Origin of the sequence: Opacimonas viscosa, assembly GCF_024199005.1 — a bacterium.
GTDB lineage: Bacteria > Pseudomonadota > Gammaproteobacteria > Enterobacterales > Alteromonadaceae > Opacimonas > Opacimonas viscosa.
Window position 1 is genome coordinate 1 of record NZ_JANATA010000029.1, and the last position, 23249, is coordinate 23249.

Genomic DNA, 23249 nt, shown 5'->3' on the forward strand with positions numbered 1-23249 from the left:
AGTGACTTTGATAGTTCGGTAAAGCTAAGAAATTTAGGGTTTAATCCAGATATTGAAATAACAAATGAAAATGATGTCGATGAAACTCCTCCAGAACTAGTCTCTCTAGCATTTTCAACCAGAAATATTGATGTGACTGAAGCGCTCCAAACATTTACAGTAACGTATGTAGTCAGAGAAGAGAGTGAAATAAGTAATTTTACTTTATGGTTTAAGTCTAATGGAGGTTCAGGAACTATCTATTGGAACCCAACTGGCTATAGTGATTGGGTTGAAGGTGATGAACCGGATACCTATGTTCGTACGGCAACTTTTGAAGCGGATATGAATAAAATTGCGGGCACGTGGTCCGTATTGAGTGCGTTGAGTGTTACAGATTCAATCGGAAACAGAACGAGTGACTTTGATAGTTCGGTAAAGCTAAGAAATTTAGGGTTTAATCCAGATATTGCTATTAACAGCGATAATGAAAATGACGCTTCCATAACTTCACAATCAATCAATAATGAATTATTTTCTTCTACGGTAAATATACAACCCAGCATAGAATATGAGTTTATTGTGCTGAGTAAAGCTGAATCATTAAGCGATTATAACTTCAGTAATAACGGCGCATTATCATCAAACTGTTCGTTGATTCAAACATCTAATCAGTCATCGTTAAAATGTAGCCTCTCATCATCTACAGATACGTTAAGTTTCAATATTAATCGTGAGGTGGGTCAATCAAATTCTCAATTAATGTTAGGAATTTTCCCTAAAAGTGGGACCGACTCAGATTATTCCAATAACGTAATTTATCCAACAAGTGTGAATCAGGACAATGATCAAATTAACGATTTTTTTGATGTTGATTGGGATAATGACGGGCTTTCAAATGCAGAAGAACAGACCGTTGGGTTGGATATACTGTCTGTGGATTCCGATGGGGACGGTATTGTTGATTCGGATGAAACAGTCGTGTTCGAATTGATATCATCGTTTCCTAATTTACATTTGAAGATTCATGCCCTTGATGAGGATATTAACCTTTCATCAAGCTATATAAGACTAGCAAATGGTTTTTGTCTTCAAGAAACATCGTTTGATAGTGTTAGTGAAGATTTGGCTGAAATTAATATTCTATTACCGGAAGATATAATAAGTGGTGATTATATAATTACAGTTCAAAGCGCGGATGTGCCAGAGGAATACTCTTTCTCACTAATTAACCCAAATGCCGATAATTCGGTACCAAATCTTACTGATTTTGTTATCGATAGTGATATAAATACTAATGAAGTCTTTGTTAAAACTACGTTAACTGGGGTTGAAAACCCAGGTTCAGGTAATTCACTGAAAGACAATGAAGATCATGCCAACCATACTTTGTGGGTTGCTTCTAATACAGGTGATCCATTGTATGATTATGTCGGCTCAATACCGCAAAAGATAGACTTTAATGACACAAGTGTTAATTACGAAACCATTTTTATTGTTGATGGTATTGAACATATTTTAGCGCCCAAAATAAAATACTTTAAGTTTTGTGAATCTAGTTTTAATGGAGTTGAAGCGACTATTGATAGCGATGCAGACGGTGCGATTGATACTTTCGACTTCGAACCTTCTGATAGCTCGGGTTGGGTGGATATCGATTGGGACGAACTCGATAATTCAGTAGATAATTGTCAATTAACTTTTAATCAAGAACAAACCGATCTCGACGAAGATGGACGTGGTGATGTATGTGATAGTGATATTGATGGGGATGGAATCCTTAATGAACTAGATGCATTTCCAAGAAATGCTATGGATTCGATTGACTCAGATAATGACGGTCTCGGTGATAACCTTGAGTCATCTTTGAGTTTAGATGTTAATCAAGTTGATTCAGATTTTGATGGTTTACTCGATGCATTTGAAGTCGCAAATGAATTAGATTTGATTGGTGATGATAAGATTGTTGATTCAGATAATGACGGGGTGGCTAATTATTTATCCATATTTAATGATATAGACAATTCGTTTGTTCAACTACCCGTAACTCTTAAAATAATTATTGTAGATTCGACTGGAGCAAATAACTTTAATTTTGCACCTGTTAACCAAAACATATCTGTGAGCGGTCAGTCATTCTTAATATCTGGTTCCGATAAAATAGATAGGTTTTTTATTGACCCTTACAATAATTATGACTTGACAAACACGAAAGGGTCTAAAGACCAAATTATATTCCCTTCTGGGTATCTGGAAAAGGCATTGTTAGTTACTGTATCTCCAGAAACAGGTGTTATGCAGTTACTTAATAGAGATGGAAAAGTTCACTTCTTATCATCTAATGTCGCTTCTGATGAACTGGTGTTCATTGATGGCACTATTAGTTCTGACACTATTAAAAATAGGTTATTAGCTGAACAACCATTATATGATTTAACGCTTGGGGCTCCTGTATTTGATAAAGCTTCAAATACAGGAGCTGTTCTTAAAATGATAGCTCTGGACCGCAATGGTCAGGTCTTTTTTGGTCAAGGCCCTAATATACAGGTTGTTTTATCGGGCAGCGAGGGTATTGACTCTGTTCTTGTTACACCCGGTTCTATCGTCGACTCTTCTAATTTAAAAGGGAGTCAGGATAAGATTTTCTTAACTGGCGCATGGTCAGATTATGATAAGTCACTCGATATATCTGGCAATATAATATTTACAAGAGTGTATATAGACGATGGTATCTCTTTTGAGGAAATAGTCATTGTCAGTAATGGGGCCAACGTAGCGACGAATGATCTCGTTATTTTTAGTGATGGTCATGCAGAGACAACTTATATTTCTGAAGCACTGAAACGTGATCTTAATGCTAAAAGGTGGGAGGTAAAGGGCTTTGATAAGTCCATTTACACAAAATAACATTTCACATTTTTTACCAGAAGGATGCTTTGCAAAACTGATTAAAGAGTATTTGTTTTCTTTCAAAGCTGAAAGAGGTATTGGTTTCTCTATCAGCTGTTTTTTAGCGATGTTTCATGCCAACTTTTCTAAGAATATTTCCTATATATTTTTGATTTACCTTCTCATATATTGGATTAGTTAAAAACCTTTTAGGACTTACCATGGCTATTGTTTTTTCATCATCATCTACAACTACTATTCGTGAAAACCTTCCTGCAAATACAGCTATATACACTGCTGCCGCAGCGTTTGATGCGGGGGAGAGTGGGACGATTACTTACACGCTTTCTGGCACGGATGCATCTTTACTGACAATTGATTCGTCAACAGGGGCTGTGAGTGTTATTGGTGGTACTGATTATGAGACGAAACAATCGTACAGTTTTACGGTGACTGCCAGTGATGGGAGTTCCAATGTCAATATTGATGTTGTGACTAGGGTAATTGATACGATTGAAGGAACCGATGACGCCGACACATTAAACGGGACGGCAAGTGATGATGTAATTAATGGTGGTTTAGGTGATGATTTAGTAGAAGGCGGTGCTGGTTACAATGTCTTTGAAGTGAATGGTAGTGCAGATACATTTATTTGGTCAGTCAATTCATCAGGGCAACTTATTCTTCAAGATCTGTTCGTTGATGGAGAGGGGTACGATGCAACTAATCAGGGCACAGATACACTCACTGATATACAGGCTATTCGATATATTCGTGAAGACGGTACAGTAGAATACACCCTTGAAGTGGATGACCACAGTAACGCTGATTCAGATACCAATAAAGTACTTGGATTTGGTAATAAGATTACTGGGCGTTTCGATTTTTATGGTGATGTGGATTATTTCAAATTAGGAGAAGCATTTGATGGCAAAATTCACATCTCATCAAGTGCTAGCAACAACTTCCGAGTTCATTCACTAACAGAATCTCAGTGGATGGGGCAAAATTATAATAACAGATTCTTTTATAATTTAAGTGATGAACCTATCTATGTAACCACGACGCGAATAAGTTCTGATTCTCCTATGTCATCAAAGACATACGACTTTACACTCCGTCGTGTTAATGATGGTACTGATGAAGATGATGTCCTTGTTGCAGGTAATGAATTTGAGTACTTAGATGGCGGTTTAGGCGATGATACTCTTTTGGGTTCAGACCGCTCAGACTATCTAATTGGTGGTGCGGGTAACGATGTTATTACTGGTGGCAAAGGCAACGATACAATTATAAATGGTTCTGGAGAATCAAATGTTGTTGTTTTCTCTGGTAATTATGCTGAATATGGTTTCGTCTGGAAATATGCTAACTTTAATGGAGACTGGCAAACATTTTTAGAGGTTACTGATAAAGTTTCTGATAGAGATGGTATAGACAAGATTGTCGGAGCTCAAATATTGCGATTTGCCGATGGTGATGTAGTTCTAGATGAAGAATCGAACTCTTCAGTTCAAATCGGTGATGATGTTATTAGTATTGGTCAAAGTGTTTCTGGCTCATTGCCAATAACTCAAAACAACTTTAGTAACCAAATTGATAGAGATTATTTTAAAGTCAACATTCCCCTCAATATCGATTCTAATTCAAATCTTCGTATTTCAATAAAGTACGTTGGTGACGATAATCTCGATGGTTACTTAAATTTTTCATTTAATCGATATCGTACGGATACGCCATTAGTATTCACTGATCAAAACAACAATGATCAAGAACGTTCAAATTTTCAGTTTTATTGGGGGAATAGGTCTCAGTCTTGGATTGTTTCCCCATCAAAATGGGGCAGTGATGAAGAGTTTCGTTCAACAATTCAATCTACGGATTTAATTGTTAGTGGTTATGCTCGTTCCAATGAATCAGGGTATTCAGGCCTTGATTTAGCAAATTACGAGATTTCAATTGAAAAAGTCCTGTTTGGTGATGCAAATGACAATATCATTGTAGGCCAAGAGGATATTGGTTTTATTGATGCCCAAGCAGGCAATGACCAAATTACCGGTAGTGCTGGTGATGAAGAAATTCACGGTGGGATGGGCGATGACACTATTGATGCTGGTCCCGGCGATGATGTGATTTATGACCCTTTCGGGACCAATGACACTGATGGTGGGGCTGGTGATGATCGTGTAATTATTGGCATGACTTATTTCAGTGGAAATAATATGGATATGCCAGCAGAGCCGCAGAATCCTCTAGGCGTAGTTGACGGAGGAGATGGTCTTGATACGCTTGTTGTTAATGCATACGGCCCAGGCAATCAGCCTGTTGATATATCCGGCTTAACGAGTATTCAAAATTTTGAGTATTTTGAGGTAGATAATAAGGGCGTTTCTCCATTCTCAGTTCAGGAACTTATTGATTTAGGTTTCATCTCTGCCCTAGCAACGTTTAAGCTAGCCCCAAGTTCAGATGGTGGAACTCTAGATATTTCATCTTTATCAGGAGCTAGTAATCTCAGAGGTACTAATCAGTCCGATACGCTTATTGGTAATGAACAAAACAATACGATATTTATCTGGGGAGGGTATTATGACACAGACCCTAATGGGAGTGGTTACGGTAGTGATATCGTAAGAGCTGGTGGAGGTGATGATTTAATACATTTGGATATGTATAAATATTATCCAAGATGGAATTACATATTTTCAGGTTACCATGAAAATACAAGTGAATATTTCTTTACTGGAGATTATGATGGTGGTGAAGGACAAGATGAATATCGTTTTACAATCAATGAAAGGTGGTCAAATCCGTTTGGAGATCAATCTCAACGAACAACATGGGGCATAGATTATACCCAAGTTAGTTTCTCAAATATTGAGGTATTTACAGTACAAAATAACTGGGGCAACACCGGTGCTGATTTTATTAAGTTAACGACTGAGCAGATATCAGGGTTTGAGCAAATAAATGGTAGGTTCATTCTGCAAGTTGTTGGTGGTGGTACTTTATCGCTCGACAAATTGAATAACTTTAATATCAATTCATGGCAAATAGCTGATGCTCTTTCTTACAATATTTCTGGTACTGAACAGGCCGAGACTGTGACCCTCAGTCAGGGTACCAACGAATATTCACTTCTCTCTGGTAATGATACGGTCATAGTTGATAATAAATCTTCGGTACTAGATGTATTAGACGGAGGAGAAGGTAACGATACAATTATTGTTAAAGGTGCAGATATTGATTTATCTGGGGCAACCATCACTAATTTTGAAACTATTAGAGTCTCTTCTCAATCATTATCAATGACCCAATCACAATGGGACACATTCGGCGATAATATTGAAATCATCCCAGGAGCTTCTACAGAATTCGTTCTCACACTTAATGAATCAGGTAGTTTTTCTCTCAGCCTTGACTCAGCTTACATTGGTCTCACTGGTACTTCAGGCGATGATACATTAATCGGAAATAGCCTCGACAATATCCTAGTTGGTAGTGGTGGTAATGATGTGCTTATTGGTAACTCTGGAAATGACCGTTTAGTATCGGGAACTGGCGTTGATAACTTATCCGGTGGTACAGGAGATGATACCTTCATCGTGGATAAAGCCACCAGTAGTGATCAACTATCAGGTGGTGACGGCTTAGATACATTAATTCTTCAGCAAGATACAAATCTGACCGCAGCAAATATTTCTGGTATTGAGACAATTAAAGGTAATGTAACCATTACACTATCTTTAGCTCAATTATCTGGTGTTAGAACACTGGACGGAGTTAATGTTCAGCTGGTTGGTAGTGATACAAATTTTGTGATTCCTTCAAGTTTATCATTAGTGAATGGAGCAAGTGTTTCACTGCCAAATGTAGACGCAGAACTATCAGGTCAAACTGGTTACCTAGGTTCAGCTAGTGATGATGCTATTAATGGAAGTTCAAATGCAGACACTATATTCGGCGGACGAGGCTCAGATATCATCAGCGGTGGTGCAGGAAATGATAATCTTTATGGGGGTAGTGGCTCTAACCAGATCTCTGGAGGTATGGGCGATGATAATATTTACGTAAACTACAACTCAATTAATGGTGAAATTATTGATGGTGGAGAAGGAAATGATACGCTTCATCTTGATTTCAAAAATCGACAAGATTCAGTTGATTTCAGGAATTCACTAGTTAGTAATGTAGAGCACCTTAACATAATTGGTTTGTCTCAATGGAACGGTTTCAATATTCATATTGAAGCTGAACAATTGCTCTCATTCTCATCAATTACGAATAACCATCCGTCAGGAGATAATCATGATGCAGGAAGAGTATATATTTATGGAAATTTAGGAAAAAATATTAATTTTGATAATTTAACTCAAACTAATTATAGGGCAATTCATCTGATTGGAGATTTTGGAGAGGTTGATTTAAGTACAAACCCAACATTAGACCTAATAAATAGTACGAGTACCAGAGTTTGGGTAAACTCGTTATTATCAATTACAGGTTCTGGAGGAATTGATAAAGTTGAGGCAAGTGATAATTCTTTCGACGCTCAAATGATGGGTGGAGATGATATCCTTGTTTTAACAAACAGCTCGGTAAAGGGGATGCTTGATGGTGGAGATGGAAACGATATCCTTCTTATACAAAACTATTTCACCGATCTTACTAATGCAAATATCTTAAATTTTGAAAACATCAAGCATAACGAAAACACTATACTACTAACTCAGGAGCAATTCGCATCATTATCCTTAGACGGCTCAGGAAAAGTGTACATCAAAGAAAATGGTGTGATTTCTGGTACCAATTCGGATGATAATTTTAATGGAACAATACTAGACACATTTGCTGGCGCAGGGGGGAACGATACTGTTTCCAACGTTCATACATTTGTTGTGAGTGGTAATCTTGCAGATTATGACTATACGCCAGGCTCATCTGAAATCACTCTCCAGCATTCACGTGGGACATTAGCTGATGGAACTGACACATTAAGAAATGTTTTAAATATTCAATTTGCTGATACAACTATTCAATTGGATGATGCTCCGAATACTGAGTATCAGTGGGGTGATCCTTATGAATATTTTGGGAATGATAAAGATAATTTGAGAAGCCAGCTAATTAAGGTTGATTACGGTAAACAGATCAGTATTAAGAAAGATTACAATCAAGATAACGATTTGCTCACTTCGATTTTAGTACCAAATTCGCCAATGAGTATAGAGGGTTCGACACCAAATGGAAGTGGCTGGAGAATAAGCTTCTACGATGTTGAAACTCAACAAAAAATTGAATTTAAGAGCTTAGTGTATGGATATCAGTATGACACTTATTATAGCTGGATGAATGGCGCCGATAAATGGCTTCCTATGATCTATGATAACAGTCAAAATAAGTGGGTGGCATATACCGGGGGAGAAGTCATTCTTAAAGTGATGGTAGAGGGTGATACGCATTCTTCCGAAGATTTTGTGTTCACAATGAACTACCTCGACGACTATGCCGGCTCTGTCGACACCCTCGGCGTCATGGACCCACAACAAGGCCAAATCCAAGGCTACATTGGCGACATCAATGATAGCGATTGGATCCGCACAGAGCTCATTGCTGGCACCAAATACGAATTCAACCTCAAAGGTGTCTCCTCAGACGGCGGTACCTTAGTTGATCCGAAACTCACGTTACGCGATAGCGAAGGTCGAGTCATCGAAGCCGGTGTTGATATCGATACCACTTCGACGGGCACGGATGACAAGATTGTCTTCCGTCCAACTGAAACGGGTACCTACTATCTCGACGTGCAAGATGTAGGTGGCATCAACAAGGGCTCTTGGACACTGACTCAAGAATCGCTTGATACTATTGCAGGCAACACCACAACTACAGAACGCATCGAGTGGACCAGTGCCAATACTTTCCGTGTCGAATCTGAAATCAACGCACTCTCTGACCACGACTGGTTCAAAGTATGGTTGGATAAAGGCGTGACGTATGAATTTACGATGGATGGCACCTCTTTAGGCGGTACCCTGCAAGATCCTCAGCTCGCCGTTCGCTCCATCACTGGCCGTTTATTGGCTCAAGATGACAACAGTGGTTCTGGTTCAGACGCTAAACTCGTGTTCTCGGCAACCGATTCGGGTTGGTACTATCTCGATGCGGGGGCATCAGGTAATGCTTATAAGGGAACTTATATCATTCAAGGTTCGAGTATTCAGGACGATTACCCAAATACGCCGCTGACCGATGGTGTAGTGACTGTCGATGCGGATGAGCCAACGACTGGACTTATTACTTATATCAATGACAAAGATTGGTTTAAAACAGGCCTCAGTGCAGGTGTCACTTACGTTATTTCTGTCAAGGGCGATATCTCAGCGGATGCCCAGCTTGATCCGCTTAAAGATCCTATCTTGTTCATTCGCAACGAAAATGGCGATGTCATTATGCGTTCGGATGATGGCGATGGACTTAATGTAGAAGCCTACTTCACACCGTCAGAAGATGGTCTTTACTACTTGGATATCGCGAGTGCATTCAAATATGACATCGGTGCGTATGAAGTATCAGTGACACTTGCGCCACCAGATGATCACGCATCTGTGCTGGATAATACCGCTACTCAAATCACCTTAAATGGCACAGAAAGCGTCGTGTCACCAGGCATCATTGGGATTCCTGGCGATAAAGATGTATTCAAAGTCACTTTTGAAGCGGGCAAAGTGTATCTGATTGAAGGTAAAGGATTCGCCAGTAACGCTGGTACTCTCATTGATCCGTATGTGCGTGTATTTAATGAAGCAGGCTTCCTAGTTGATTTCAATAACAATGGTGGTAAAGGGAACGACAGCAAGTTCTATTTTGTGCCAGAGGAAACTGCGACTTATTACGTTGAGTTATCAGCAAACAACAACAGCAATCAAGGCTCATATAATTTAGTCATCTCTGAGCGCAACATTCCGGCCGACGATGTCCCTAATAACTTCGGTACAGATGTTGAGCTGACGCCAGGTGAACAATTCTCAGGTAACTTGCTGACTCAAGGTGATGAAGATTGGTTTAAAGTGTCATTAACGGGCGATGAGTCTTATGTCTTTAAACTCAAGGCGCTTGCCAGCGGTAACGGTACCTTAGGCGACCCCGTAATCGAACTACGCGATGCTTCAGGGCAGCTATTGGTCACGGTAGACGATATGCTTGTGACGAATGAGCCTTCATTGCAGTTCACGCCGATTGCCGATGGGACATATTTCATTGTTGTTAAGGCTAGCTCAGAAGAAGACACTGGGACCTATACCTTGTTGACGCGTGCGCCAGATGATCATGGCAACACGCAACAAACGGCGACAGAGATTAATCTAAACGATGTGCTCGTTGGCGGTATTCAGTACAACGAAGGTAGCTTTGGTGTTCGCGCGATTGATTCAGTCGGTTTAGCCACGGACTCTGATAAAGATTGGTTCAGCTTCTCTGTCACAGAAGGCGAGGTATATACCTTTAGTGCACAATTGTCAGAAGGCTCTGCACTAAGTCGCCCAATGGTCGAGGTAATTGACGGTCAAGGCCGTATCATTGCGATTGGCGATGGTTTAGAAACCGATAATGGTTTGGCTGCTGCAACATTTATTGCACACAGTTCAGGGACATTCTATGCGCGAGTCATTGATGGCGCAGGGGCAACGGGTAACTACAAAGTCAATTTGGCCTTAGGGGATGCGTCCGATGAAGATGCGAATGGTCCGGTTGAATTGAGCTTTGTCAACGACGGCACCAACACGCAAAGCGAAGTGATTGGCAATATTGCACTGGCAGGCGATACCGATACTTATGCGATTGGCTTACAACAAGGCCATGAATATCGGATTGAAACGGTTGCCATTCGTGATGGTAATATTGCGCCAATTCCAAATGCAACGCTCAATATGAGCTTCCAGTCTAGTGCAACCACCAACAAGATTACTGAGCTTGAACAAGTGGTGACAGATAATGGAGATGGGTCATTCACGGTCCAGTTCTTCTTATCGGATGCCGCTAAATTAGCGTGGGCTGGAGGTTTAGAAAACTTCAAAACGCAACTATCGTTTGGCGATAACCAGCTAGGTGCATTGACCAATGACAATGTGGTATTGGCTGATGGCGCATTGGCTGTGGTTAATGAGCAAATTGGTCAACTTAGCATTACTGCAGATTTTACCAACGGTAATTATCCAGCAGATTCTGTTGAACCTTTATTTAGCATTAATATTCCAGCAGCCTCATCAGCGGTTACGACGGACACATTCACAGTTGATACCTTGTATTTCGATCAAGAGTTGATTCCAGCTACACCAGTGGTTGCTGCCCCTTCTCTATTTGAACAAGGTTACGTGGTAGCCGATAGCGATGGCACATTGACCATAGAGTTAGCGCCAATGGAAGCGAACCAAACCGGTCAGTATCAAATCCGCATAGTAGATTTGGGTGAGCAAGCGCCAGATGATTTTCTTGATGATGCAAGCTTATTCAATCAAGATAATGACGTCTTATTGGCCGTGAATGAAAGTGTTGCAGGTAAGATTGATTCAGAAAGTGACAACGATGTCTTCGCGGTGAATCTGACTGCTGGCAACATTTATGATTTTAGTGTCAAGAGTTACTATGACGGCCTTGGCTCACTTGCACAAGCAGAACTACGTTTATTAGATACAGATGGCAATTTAGTGAGCGTGGGTAAGATTGACGACGTCACTGGTCGGGCTGAATTATCCGTGTCTGTTTTTGATGATGGTCGCTACTTCTTAGAAGTGTCTGCTTCGGATATCCCTGGCAATATTGGTACCTACACATTAGATACGCGTTTGCGTTCGACGGATAATAACATCAATGACGACTATAGCTCGGATACCCAATCCTCAGCACTAGTAGGGCCAGGACGCCCATTAACTGGTGATATTGAAGTCGCTGGTGACAGTGATTGGGCGCGGGTCTCGTTAGAAGCCGGTAAAGTTTATGTGATTGATGTCCTTGCCGACGGTGATGGTGGCGGTGGTACGCTAACCGACTCGTTTTTAAGAATTCTCAACAGCAACGGTGAAATCATCGCGCAAGATGATAATTCTGGTGCGGGTTTAGATTCCCATATTCAATTTACCCCAACACAAACAGGTGAGTATTACCTGGATGTCAGTGGTCGTACTGATGCAACAGGTACTTACACTTTACGAGTACGTGAATTGTATTCCGGCGTAGCCGATCCATTGGCAAGTTCGCAGTGGTATATTGACCAATCAGGCATTTCTGAGCTTGGAGGATTGTATTCTGGTGCAGGGATCACTGTAGGTGTTGTCGATGATGGTGTGGAAACTTCTCATCCTGACTTACAAGAGAATCTGAATTTTGCTTTAGCTTTTGATACCCAATTTGATACTCAAGATGGGAATCATAAACGCGTTATTCCACCTGATGCTCACGGCACACCCGTTGCAGGGATCATCGCAGCGGTAGCTAACAACGAAACTGGTATTGCCGGTGCTGCGCAGGACGCCGAAATTGCTTCAACACGTGTGAAGTGGCAGTCCGGTCACATGACACAAGCATTAGGTCTGCAGTGGCAGTTTGATATCAGTAACAACAGCTGGGGCGCGATTAAGCCGTTTTCAGACAACTTTAATTCAACCTCACATACGTTTGATTGGTACAACATCCGTAAAGGTGTAGAGCAAGGTCGAGACGGCAAAGGTACAGTTTTTGTTTTCTCTGCCGGTAACTCAGCAGGTAGTGGTGATAATACCAACTATCATAACTTCCAAAACGCACGTGAGGTGATTACGGTAGGCTCTGTTAACTCTTCTGATCAAGCCTCTGGTTTCTCAACACCGGGCGCAAGCGTATTAGTCGCTACTTATGGTGAGAACTTGGTCACAACAGACCGTTTAGGCATAGATGGTTACAACCTTGGGGGGGATTACACAGAATTCACCGGAACATCTGCCTCAGCGCCGTTAGTGTCTGGTATTGTTGCATTGATGCTCGAAGCGAATCCAGATTTGGGCTACCGAGATATTCAAAAAATCTTAGCCTACTCAGCACGTCATCCTGATGTGCAAAGTTGGAAAGAAAATGGCGCGTCTGATTTGAACATGGGCGGCTTGTCATTTAATGACAAGTCTGGTTTTGGTGTAGTCGACGCTTATGCAGCAGTGCAGCTGGCGCGCACGTGGCAAGAACAAAACACCGCTATTAATGAAGTCAGTGCGTCCGATCGTCAGTTTGGCATGTTAGAAAGTATTCCAGATGGTGATGGCACTTCGTTTACGATGAGTTTCGAAATTGATTCGCCAATCAAAGTAGAAAACGTGGAGTTGGGTATCGACTTACGTCACACCCGAATTGGCGATTTAATTATTACTTTAACTTCTCCAAATGGAACGGTGTCTACCTTGATGGACCGTCCCACAGTGAATGACGAGCGTCCGTTTGGCTTATCAGGTCAAGACAGTGGCGTTCCTACGCATCTGTTGTGGGATTTCTCATCGGTGCAGTTCTGGGGCGAAGAGGCTACAGGAACTTGGACCATTACTGTTACAGATTCTCGTGCAGAACAAACTGGCACCATTCAGAGCTTGTCTTTAAGAGTGTATGGTGAGCGTGACGATGGAAATGATACCTATATTTTCACTGATGAAGGTTTCCAAGCGATGACAGACGTCGTCCTAGAAGACGATGCCGGCACCGATACGATCAATGCCGCCGCCGTGCGTTTTGATGCTTATATTGATTTACATGAAGGTGTCATAGCAGCAAATGCCGTGACATATGGTATTGCTGATTGGTCAATCATTGAAAACGCATTCTCTGGTAAAGGCGCGGATCGACTAGTTGGTAATGACGCTGATAACTTACTTGACGCAGGTGCGGGTGATGACGTGCTTCAAGGTGGACTAGGCGACGATATACTTGTCGGTGGTTCAGGTCGTGATACTGCAGTGTATGCTGGTAATCAATCTGAGTACGGCATTAGCTGGGATCCAACGACTGAGACCATCACTATTGTTGATAACTTGGCCTCTAATAGTGATGAAGGGACCGATACATTGACAGGTATTGAAAGAATTGTGTTTGCCGATGGTGATATCAGTCTCTCTGAACAAGTGGGTAATAATGCGCCAGTGGCTAACCGTAGTTTCTTTGATAATACGGTAGTAGTATCGGCCTCAGCTGGTATTGATTTACAGATCCCTGCAGATGCGTTTACTGACGCAGATGAAAGTGAAGTGGGTCAACTTGATATTGCAGTGAGCGAAGCTTCAGGAGGCGAATTACCCGAGTGGTTGAGCTATGATGAAGACACTGGCACATTTACGGGTGTTCCACCAGAAGACTTCTTAGGTACACTCAAAATCAAAGTAGAAGCAACGGATGAGTTTGGCGAGACGGCTGATGATATTCTGACCTTACAATTCGGTCCAGACCAAGGTCCAGTTCTTGATGACCCGAGTGAGTTAGTCCTTCAAGAGGATGCCGCAATGACCGCGTTAAACTTCTCGACACCATTCGACCCTGAAGGCACAGCTGTAACGGTCACTATCCTTGAAATCCCGTCATTTGGTAAAATTCTGGATAAAACAGGGGCACAAGTTGCGGTAGGGGCTACATTTACTGCAGATGAGTTTACGGAACTTAATTTCCAAACTGCACAGAACGCCAATGGTTCTGCTGGCTATATACGTTACAGTGCAGCAGATGAGGCAGGCGTGACGTCTGAATCCAGTTTGAGTATTTTTGTTGAGGCAGTCAACGACGCGCCGCAATTTACGACAGATAGTAGTAAGTTAGTCATTAATTACCCAGAGCAATCTGAAGTGACATTGGATTTACTTGCACCAACTGATCCAGAAAGTACTTTGAGTACGGTAACGCTAATTGGTTTACCTGAGATTGGAGCTGTATCTTTGGATGGTGCTCCTGTGCAATTAAACCAAGTTCTGACATTTGATCAATTATCTCGGTTGAACTTTATTTTGGATGAAAATGTAAATGGACCGATCGGTGGTGTCACCATCCAAGCAGTTGACCCAGAAGGTCTTGCTACAGATTGGACACTAAATCTAGAAGTCAGTGGTGATGCATCGTCTGAGACCGGAACACCAGGTGATGATGAGCTATATGGTTCGATTGCAGACGACATTATTTACGGCAAAGCAGGTGATGATTTACTCGTTGGTAATAGTGGCGATGACCGTTTACTTGCAGGGCTTGGTAATGACACCTTATTAGGTGGTTCAGGTAATGATAAGTTGGACGGTTCTGCAGGTAACGATTATATCGATGGTGGTGATGGTAGCGATATCATGGCCGGTGGCCCAGGTAACGACACGTATATTGTCGAACAGTCGGGTGATGTCGTCCTTGAAGTCATTCAAGGTGGTGCTGGCGGTGAAGACTTAGTTATAACAAGCTTTAGTATGACAGCTCCCACTAACATAGAAAATCTACAAGCTACAGCAGGTGAGATTATTAACTTAACCGGTAACGAGTTAGATAATGCCCTTCTCGGTAATGACGAAGTCAATACCCTGGCTGGTGGGCTAGGGAGAGATATTTTATTCGGTGAAGCCGGAGATGATATTTTAGACGGTGGCCAAGGTATTGATCGCATGGTGGGTGGTTTAGGCAATGATACCTATTATGTAAACTCAAAAGCCGACCGTATTGTTGAGTTGGTGGGTGAAGGTACAGATACAGTGTTTGCCAACACAAGTTATACATTGTCATCAAATATAGAAAACTTGACCTTACAAGGTACGGGTGATTATACAGCTGGAGGTAACTCCTTAGATAACCACATTATCGGTAACGCTGGCAATAATATTCTTGCCGGTGGTTTAGGTGCCGATACGCTTGAAGGTGGTTTGGGCGATGATATTTATGTCCTTAGTGATAGCTTGGATGTCATTATCGACACTGGCGGTATTGATACGATTCGTTCCTCGCAAAATGTCGAGTTACAAGCCGGTATTGAAAACGCACAATTAGTCGGTATAGCAGATACCTACGTTGTTGGTAATGGTTTAGATAATACCCTGCAAGGTAACTTAGGTAATAACATATTAGATGGTGGCCTTGGCTTGGATACACTTATTGGTGATGAAGGGGCTGACCAGTTTATTATCAGTAGCAATGGTGATGATGTTGGTTCAGATATTGTTAAGGACTTTACTGCAGGTGAAGATCTATTAGTTGTTGATTTAGCTTCTTTTGGTATTGATGCTGAAGCTCTAGGAATTTTGTCTTCAGGTTTAGTATCTGCTGATAGTTTTGTCTTTGGTGCTGGCGCAGTTGCTTTAGATAATAATGACCACTTTATTTATGATAGTGCCCAAGGTATTCTTTATTTTGATGAGGATGGCTCTGGAGATGCCGAAATGATTGAGTTGGCACGAGTTCAAACTAATGATGGCAGCGACTCATTAGACGCTGGTGATATTTTTGTTGGTATCTAGTAGGGATATTTGATGACCATTAAACAAATTGCTTTGCCTGACGTTACAGGGTTAGCTTCCGCGGGTGTTACGGTTTTCTTTATGGAAGCTGTTACATTTACTGATGACGGTAAACATCTAGTTGTTAAAGCTACTTTTGTCGAAGACGGAACGGGAGGGGCACAACGTTTTGGGTATTATCTTTATGATATTGCCAATGAAACGTATGTGATGAATTTTAATACTCAGCTTTTAACTGAAAGCCGTTTGACAACAAGTAATATTGAAGCGCTTTATTTCACTGGCAATTTAGATTCATACACCGTAGTTGCAGAAGTAAAAGCAGCTGACAATCCCAACAGTGTATTAGTTGCTTTGCAAAATGGTGAGATCAGGTCTTCTGACATCTTGTTAGATGCATTGGGCGATGATTATTCTGTTAATGTTGAATCTTTTGCTCTTGCTGAAGATGGAAGACATCTTGCTATTCAAACGTCTGATCCAAGTTTAGCTTCAGTCTTAAATCCAGATACTAATGATTCATCCGATATCTATTTATTAGATCTAGAAACACAAGCAATATTAAGAATCTCAGAGGTAGGTGGTGCCGAAGTTGTTTCTGATACAGACCTCCAAGATATTGCGATTGTAGGAGAGAGATTACAAATTGGTTTCACAACCGATGAAGCTTATGTTTCTCCTACGCGAACCGATCAAAATACCACTGATTTATCAGGGCCTGTAGGTACTCGCACCGATGCATATGTGTGGTCCAGTGCGCTAGATAGTTCAGGTACATTGACTGACAGCGGCTCTTTTATTTTGATATCTGAATTGCCAAATAACACCGCGTCTGGTTTTGTTGATACAGATAGCGGAATTGTTTTAACTCAAGATAAAGTGTTATTTAGCTCGGCTTCTGAATTCATCGATGTTGGTGATAATAATAACGCTGTAGATAGTTTTTCTTATGTTGATGGTACTGTTGATACGCTGACGTTTGCAGGAACTCGTTTCGACGCTGATACCAAAATTATTGACGCTAGTATCTCCGGTCGTTACGTCATAGTACTTACTTCTGCCTCTCAAGTCAGCGGCTCTACAGGCGCGCAACAACTTGTTTTCATTGATACTTTGACTGGTATAAGTAGAGTAGTTTCGCAGAACTCGGCGGGTTCAGCTGGGGATATTGATACAGTTAAAGGAGTGATTGCGCAATCTGGTAGTTATGTTGCCTTTAGCTCACTAGCATCTAATTTAACTAATGAGGTAGCCAATACTTTCCAAGGTAGTTTATTTATCCGAGAGTACACTGATATAAACACTCTTCCTGAAGGAAAAGTCATTTTAGACAGTCTACCATTAATTGGTGAAGATCTTATCTTGGACTTTTCTAATATTATTGATGATGATGGATTACCCGACGAGTTTGAGGTTACTTGGAACGTAAATGGTACAGTAGTATCCACGACAAATAATGTCCTACCAAGTACCATTATTAATGCCGAAAGTGTTATTGCCGCAGAGGTTTCTTATATCGACGGGGCCGGAAATACAGAAACACTTTTAGTTGATGAGTTTTCGTTATTCGACCGCCCCACTCGTAGTGATGGTAGTTTAGAATACTCAACAAAATATATTGTATTTTCATCTAACGGTGAAAGTGTTTTTGATTTTGACTTAGGGCTTTCTGGAATAAATTATAAAGGCCAATCCTCGCTATTTTCTGGCTCCAGTGAGGTTGAGAGTATTAAAATTTCTACAGGTCAAATACTTGATATTACGAACTTAAAAGGTTCCCAAGATAAAGTATTTTTACCTGGTGAACTGAGTGATTATTTGACTCATTCAAGTATTAATTCAGCCACTAGTGAAATGACATTGATTAGTACAGCTGATTTCTCATACACAGAACTTAAATTTATTGCGACGTCTACAGCTGCTGACATGCTGGTATTTTCTGATGGCCAGGTAAGTAGCACTGATTTTAAAAAGTATTTATTAAACGATAAATCTGACTTGTCTGAGCTCAGTCTAGATACAACGTTTACTTCAGATAATTTTTCCACTCCAATCAATAACACCAAAGTCAAAGCAATTGCGATAGATCCAAATGGTGAAACTTTTTCATCATTTACTCCAGCGACTACATTGCAAGTCTCCGGTAGTGGTGGGGTTGATAAAGTGTACATCCGTGAAGGTACAACAGTTGATTCTACCAATTTAAAATCAAGTGTTGATGAAATTTATCTACAAGGCAGTTGGGCGGACTATTCTAAGAGTATTGATAATAGTGGTAATTTATTATTAAGCCGCACGGTTTCAATTAGTGGTACGGATTATGTTGAAGCGGTTTCTGTTGCTTCTGGGTCTACAATTGCAACGAATGATTTACTTATTTTTGCAGATGGCTCCATCCGAAACAAGTCTGCGGTCTTAGCAGTTAAGTCAGAAGAGGGTGGTGCGTTCTCTACTTTAGATGGTTTTGATGGGACGGTTGTTACCCCATTATTGGAAAGTATTATTGATACTGATTTTATTTTTCCCCAAGAGAGTGGTAAGCAAATAGACCAGACATTGATTACAACGCTTGATGTCTTAAGTGAGTCACAGCAATCTCAAGACAATTCTGAGATTAATACAACGTCTGTTCTAGTGGATGCGTCAGTTATAGAAACCGACAAAGAACAATCGTATGTTGTAAACACAGAAGAATTTGGGACAAATATAGAAATTATGTTCTAGTTTCTATATTTGTCCCATCAGAAATCTAAAAACACAGCTATGTTTAGTCTTACAAGTAATAGGCTTTATTTATCAAAAATAAAGCCTATTAGGAAAAATAATAAAGTTGCAAAGCGAAGTGTTTTATTCGTTTAACTTTATTTCCTATGTACTCACCTTAAACGCTACTTAATAGTCAATCTAGATACGATTAAATCGGTGACCTTTACCTTAAAAATTATAACCAACACCTATTTTAAAGCCAGATTGGGTCGTCTCACTTTCCATTCCCCATAGTGTAAAAGAAGACGTTGCGTAAAAACCATCATTTGAACCAAACTCTAGCCCAATAGACAAGCCAAGATCTGAGTCACTTTCATCGGCCCCAAAGCCCATTGCTTCTGCCTCTATTTCTAAGTCGGCGTATTTTAGTTTGGCATAAGCGTTTACATTTTCACTAAGATCGTAGGTTGTTTTTAATGCAACCCCATAGATACTACCCATCGATACATCTACTGAAACGCCCATCAAACCCACATCATCTGAACCACTTCCTTGGCCATAAAATGCTTCTACTGACGTACTGCTTGTGACTTGATAACCGAGTAGTAAAGAAGTAAAAGTTAAATCAATATCAGCAAAATCTTCATTGGATTCTGAGAAGGTTTCATATGCGATTTCAGCATAGGGACCTGCAGTTTTTGAATTATTCGCAAGCGCTGGAAATGTAGCTAACCCCAAAATAATTGAGGAAGAGATAAGTAAATTTTTCATATGTTTTCCTTTCATACTAATTTCAAATAATCATTACATGTTAACAGTTTAATTCTTTTATTATCTAAGGAAAATTCTTAGATCATAAATTTAACTTAACTTATCAATAATTTAACTGCCATACAAGTATCAAGTTATAAGCACAATCCGGCCTTTCAATCCTGCGTTACAATCATCAGACACTCTTCCCTATTTAAAATAGGGTGCTACCCATTCTCATCCATTAGCTATTTAGGGTAACGCGGCTCACATTTTTGGACAACATAATCATAACCATTTTTAGCTTCAGGATTTTTACTAATCAACAACACCGAAAAATCATCTAGGATCACAGAGCGCTGGTTCGACGTTTTTTGACAGGCACTATATGGATATGCTTCCATGTAGTAAATAAACATAGCGATGGCATTATCGATAAGTAACGCTCTAGCTTTTAATGCCTCAGCATCCTCAGTCTCCAACATCAACGCATCAGCACCAGCTTCTTCTGAATGCTCAGGAGTACGGTTTTCTTCCACAAAGCCAGGTCTTTCAATACTGCCGATTGTTAGTCCAAATGTATTGCCTTCTAAGGGTTTAGAGATATACGGCGCCATGATCGATAACATATTAAATAACACAAAGGGTATCAAAATAATGCGCATAAACATCGTTAGTAAAGCATGTTTTTTATCTTCCCAATGCACTTTTAATTGGATCCCAAATAGCTTTAAAGGCAAGCGAATCAAGAGCCATAAATTTGCCAAAATCAAACCAAATGAAAACATGACAACACTGGATAAAGCAATCCAAAACGGCATCAAAATTAGTGTGGTAAAACCCAAGGTAAATACAAATGGCATTGGCTCTACGCCAGTGATGAGGTTAATTTTCATTGCTGCAAATGCCAATGCTAAGTTAGCTGTGCTTGCATACATGATTAATGTAACACTTTTGCCTAAGGTGGTTTCCCACACTTTATGGAAGATATTTAACAGCTCGCGAACTAACCCTACAAAGGCGATGACCGCAATCACACTATCCCAGTTCTCGACGCTAAAAAAACCGGCATACATCATTAAACTGAAAGCAATAAAATAGCACCATTGAGACGGATTGTATTGTTGCGCCCATTGGGTAAAACGCCAGTCTTTAATACGTCGAAATCTATTAGCTAACGCTAGCTGGTAACGAGTTATCCATTCCTTGTACCCAGCAAATATATACTTAGTCTGGTGAGGATGTGTATTTGGTTCAGGATTTGTGTCTGAAGTTTGCTTGGATTCTGCTGTCGTCGGTTCTGGCAACATGGATTTCATTCTTTTATGAGTAGAGCACTAGGCATTAGGAAATAGCAGTACACTGCTGATGGTTGTTGTCATCCTAGCATAAGCACCTAAATTTTCACCAGTTTCACTGCACAGTTTTACAATAATACAAAAAAAGGCGTATCAGATGATACGCCTAAAAAGAGGGGGAACACAGATTAATAGAAATGGTTTAGCCTTCTATAAGGCGAGATCCAATCTCTATCTTGCGTGGTTTTTTCGCTTCAGGTATGACACGCTCTAAATCAATATTTAAAAGACCGTGTTCCATATCTGCCGCGAGTACTTTAACATGGTCGCCAAGCTGGAATTTTCGTTCAAAGCTTCTTTCTGAAATACCTTTATGTAAAAATTGACGCTGTTCTTTTTCAGCTGCTTTTGGCTCAGAGTTAGGTATCTCACCTGTGACATGCAGTGTGTTTTCTTGCACTACAATCTCAATGTTATCTTGGGAAAAACCAGCTATAGCCATAGTAATACGGTACTTATCTTCACCGAGTAATTCGATGTTGTACGGAGGGTAACTTGCTTGTTTTTCGTTACGTGCTGCAGATTCAATCATAGCAGCAAGGTGGTCAGAACCGATAAATGAACGGTATAATGGTGATAAATCAATAGTTCTCATAGTCATATCCTATAATATAAAGCAATATGTTAAATGGTTTGCCCCGCAATAGCGGCGGCGGTAGTATCGACCTCTCATGAGCATCGATAACTTATATCTAGGGATCGGAAATATATTTTTCAAGTATTTTTTTTTAAAAAATGAAAATTTCAACAAAATAGAGAGTGATATGCATCAAATAAGACTCGCCAATGACTTGGATTGGCCAAAAATTTGGCCTATTTTTGCAAAAGTGGCTCAAGCCGGAGACACGTATGCTTATCCTACCGATATTAGTAGTACAAAAGCCCAAACCACATGGTTACATGTACCCCATAAAACGTTTGTTTATGAACAGGATGGTCAAATTCTAGGAACTTATTATATTAAGCCAAATCAAGCGGGTCCCGGGGCACATGTGTGTAATTGTGGGTATATGGTCGCTGAACAGGCTAGGGGCAAAGGAATTGCTCGAGCATTATGTGAACATTCCCAACACGTAGCAATTGAGTTAGGTTATCAAGCCATGCAATATAACTTTGTTGCTAGCACCAATGAGGTTGCTGTAAAGCTATGGCAAAAGTTAGGTTTTGCCGTTGTCGGCACATTGCCGGGAGCATTTAAGCACCCAAGCCACGGAAATGTGGATGCATTGGTGATGTATAAATGGTTAATTTGATGAATATGCATTAATCACAATCTAATTCTCTCAACCTTATACTCTCAACTCAACACCAAACATCCATGATTCAGGTAGGCCTTACCATGCAATACCTTAGCACGTTAACTGCACATTTTTCTCAGTCAGAATGCAAAGTCATAGACATTATCCAATCGTTGTGGAGTGACTACGGGCATATTAGTCGTTGCTCCGTTTCTGCTCTGGACACTAGCGTTATCGTAAAATACGTTGATCTTAGGAGTATTCCTGATCATCCTAGAGGTTGGTCGGGCGCGGTATCACACCAACGCAAGCTTGCTTCATATCAAAATGAACAAGAGTTTTATACGTCTTATGCTCAAAGTTTAAATACACACTACACACCTTCTTCCCATCGTATGGTCCCTAATATATATTTTTCAGAGCCACATCTAATCCAGGATAATCAACCTCTTGAAGAAAAAAAATCGGTTCAAGAGGGGTTTTTATTTGTACTAGAAGATTTGGACGCTTTGGGTTACTCCTACCGCTTTATGACTTTATCGCGTTCAGAAATATCGGTATGCGTACGATGGTTAGCCCAATTTCATGCTTATTTTTTAACCCAAGATACGCCTGATTTGTGGCCACAGGGAACATACTGGCATTTGGCTACACGACAAACCGAATTTGCGGCTATGCCTGAATCAGAACTAAAAGATGCCGCTGTGAGTATCGCTCAAAAGTTACAATCAGCGCGCTTTCAAACACTTCTTCATGGTGACGCTAAACTAGCAAACTTCTGTTTTTCGTAACCGTACGGCCACTACATCTTTTATTTAATTATCCTTAAGGCATCATATCCA

8 protein-coding genes are annotated in these 23249 nt (G+C 40.5%); 5 read left to right on the forward strand and 3 right to left on the reverse strand.

What is annotated here, in order from left to right:
• The 3 genes from NLF92_RS12065 to NLF92_RS12085 form a co-directional block, all read left to right on the forward strand.
• The coding region (locus NLF92_RS12065) for a thrombospondin type 3 repeat-containing protein (RefSeq protein ID WP_254102318.1) at positions 1–2886 on the forward strand (2886 nt) is incomplete at its 5' end.
• A gap of 203 nt (positions 2887–3089) precedes the next feature.
• Positions 3090–16355: a S8 family serine peptidase gene (locus tag NLF92_RS12070; protein ID WP_284700432.1), complete on the forward strand. Its 13266-nt coding sequence runs from the start codon at positions 3090–3092 to the stop codon at positions 16353–16355.
• Between the two features lie 12 nt (positions 16356–16367).
• A complete protein-coding gene (locus tag NLF92_RS12085; protein WP_254102320.1) occupies positions 16368–19079 on the forward strand; it encodes a hypothetical protein in 2712 nt (903 codons plus the stop codon).
• Between the two features lie 210 nt (positions 19080–19289).
• Here the strand turns inward: NLF92_RS12085 and NLF92_RS12090 are convergent, their stop codons facing one another.
• The 3 genes from NLF92_RS12090 to NLF92_RS12100 form a co-directional block, all read right to left on the reverse strand.
• Positions 19290–19832 (reverse strand): porin family protein, encoded by a 543-nt coding sequence (locus NLF92_RS12090; protein ID WP_254102322.1) that lies wholly within the window; start codon positions 19830–19832, stop codon positions 19290–19292.
• 227 nt (positions 19833–20059) lie between these two features.
• Complete coding sequence (locus tag NLF92_RS12095; RefSeq protein ID WP_254102324.1) at positions 20060–21121, reverse strand: hypothetical protein; 1062 nt, start codon at positions 21119–21121, stop codon at positions 20060–20062.
• 190 nt (positions 21122–21311) lie between these two features.
• Positions 21312–21764, reverse strand: a complete 453-nt coding sequence (locus tag NLF92_RS12100; protein ID WP_254102326.1) for an Hsp20 family protein — start codon at positions 21762–21764, stop codon at positions 21312–21314.
• A 169-nt stretch (positions 21765–21933) separates the two neighbouring features.
• Here NLF92_RS12100 and NLF92_RS12105 point away from each other — a divergent pair, with 169 nt between their 5' ends.
• Together NLF92_RS12105 and NLF92_RS12110 are read left to right on the forward strand one after the other, a co-directional pair.
• Positions 21934–22422, forward strand: coding sequence for a GNAT family N-acetyltransferase (locus tag NLF92_RS12105; RefSeq protein WP_254102328.1), 489 nt, complete (start codon positions 21934–21936; stop codon positions 22420–22422).
• Positions 22423–22508: 86 nt separating this feature from the next.
• Positions 22509–23198 (forward strand): hypothetical protein, encoded by a 690-nt coding sequence (locus NLF92_RS12110; protein ID WP_254102330.1) that lies wholly within the window; start codon positions 22509–22511, stop codon positions 23196–23198.
• Positions 23199–23249 lie beyond the last annotated feature (51 nt).

What these genes read in the sequence shown, in the direction of transcription:
- NLF92_RS12110 (WP_254102330.1), top strand. Translation starts at nt 22,509, where the DNA reads ATGCAATACCTTAGCACGTTAACTGCACATTTTTCTCAGTCAGAATGC.
- NLF92_RS12095 (WP_254102324.1), bottom strand. Translation starts at nt 21,121, where the DNA reads ATGTTGCCAGAACCGACGACAGCAGAATCCAAGCAAACTTCAGACACA.
- NLF92_RS12090 (WP_254102322.1), bottom strand. Translation starts at nt 19,832, where the DNA reads ATGAAAAATTTACTTATCTCTTCCTCAATTATTTTGGGGTTAGCTACA.
- NLF92_RS12105 (WP_254102328.1), top strand. Translation starts at nt 21,934, where the DNA reads ATGCATCAAATAAGACTCGCCAATGACTTGGATTGGCCAAAAATTTGG.
- NLF92_RS12085 (WP_254102320.1), top strand. Translation starts at nt 16,368, where the DNA reads ATGACCATTAAACAAATTGCTTTGCCTGACGTTACAGGGTTAGCTTCC.
- NLF92_RS12100 (WP_254102326.1), bottom strand. Translation starts at nt 21,764, where the DNA reads ATGAGAACTATTGATTTATCACCATTATACCGTTCATTTATCGGTTCT.
- NLF92_RS12070 (WP_284700432.1), top strand. Translation starts at nt 3,090, where the DNA reads ATGGCTATTGTTTTTTCATCATCATCTACAACTACTATTCGTGAAAAC.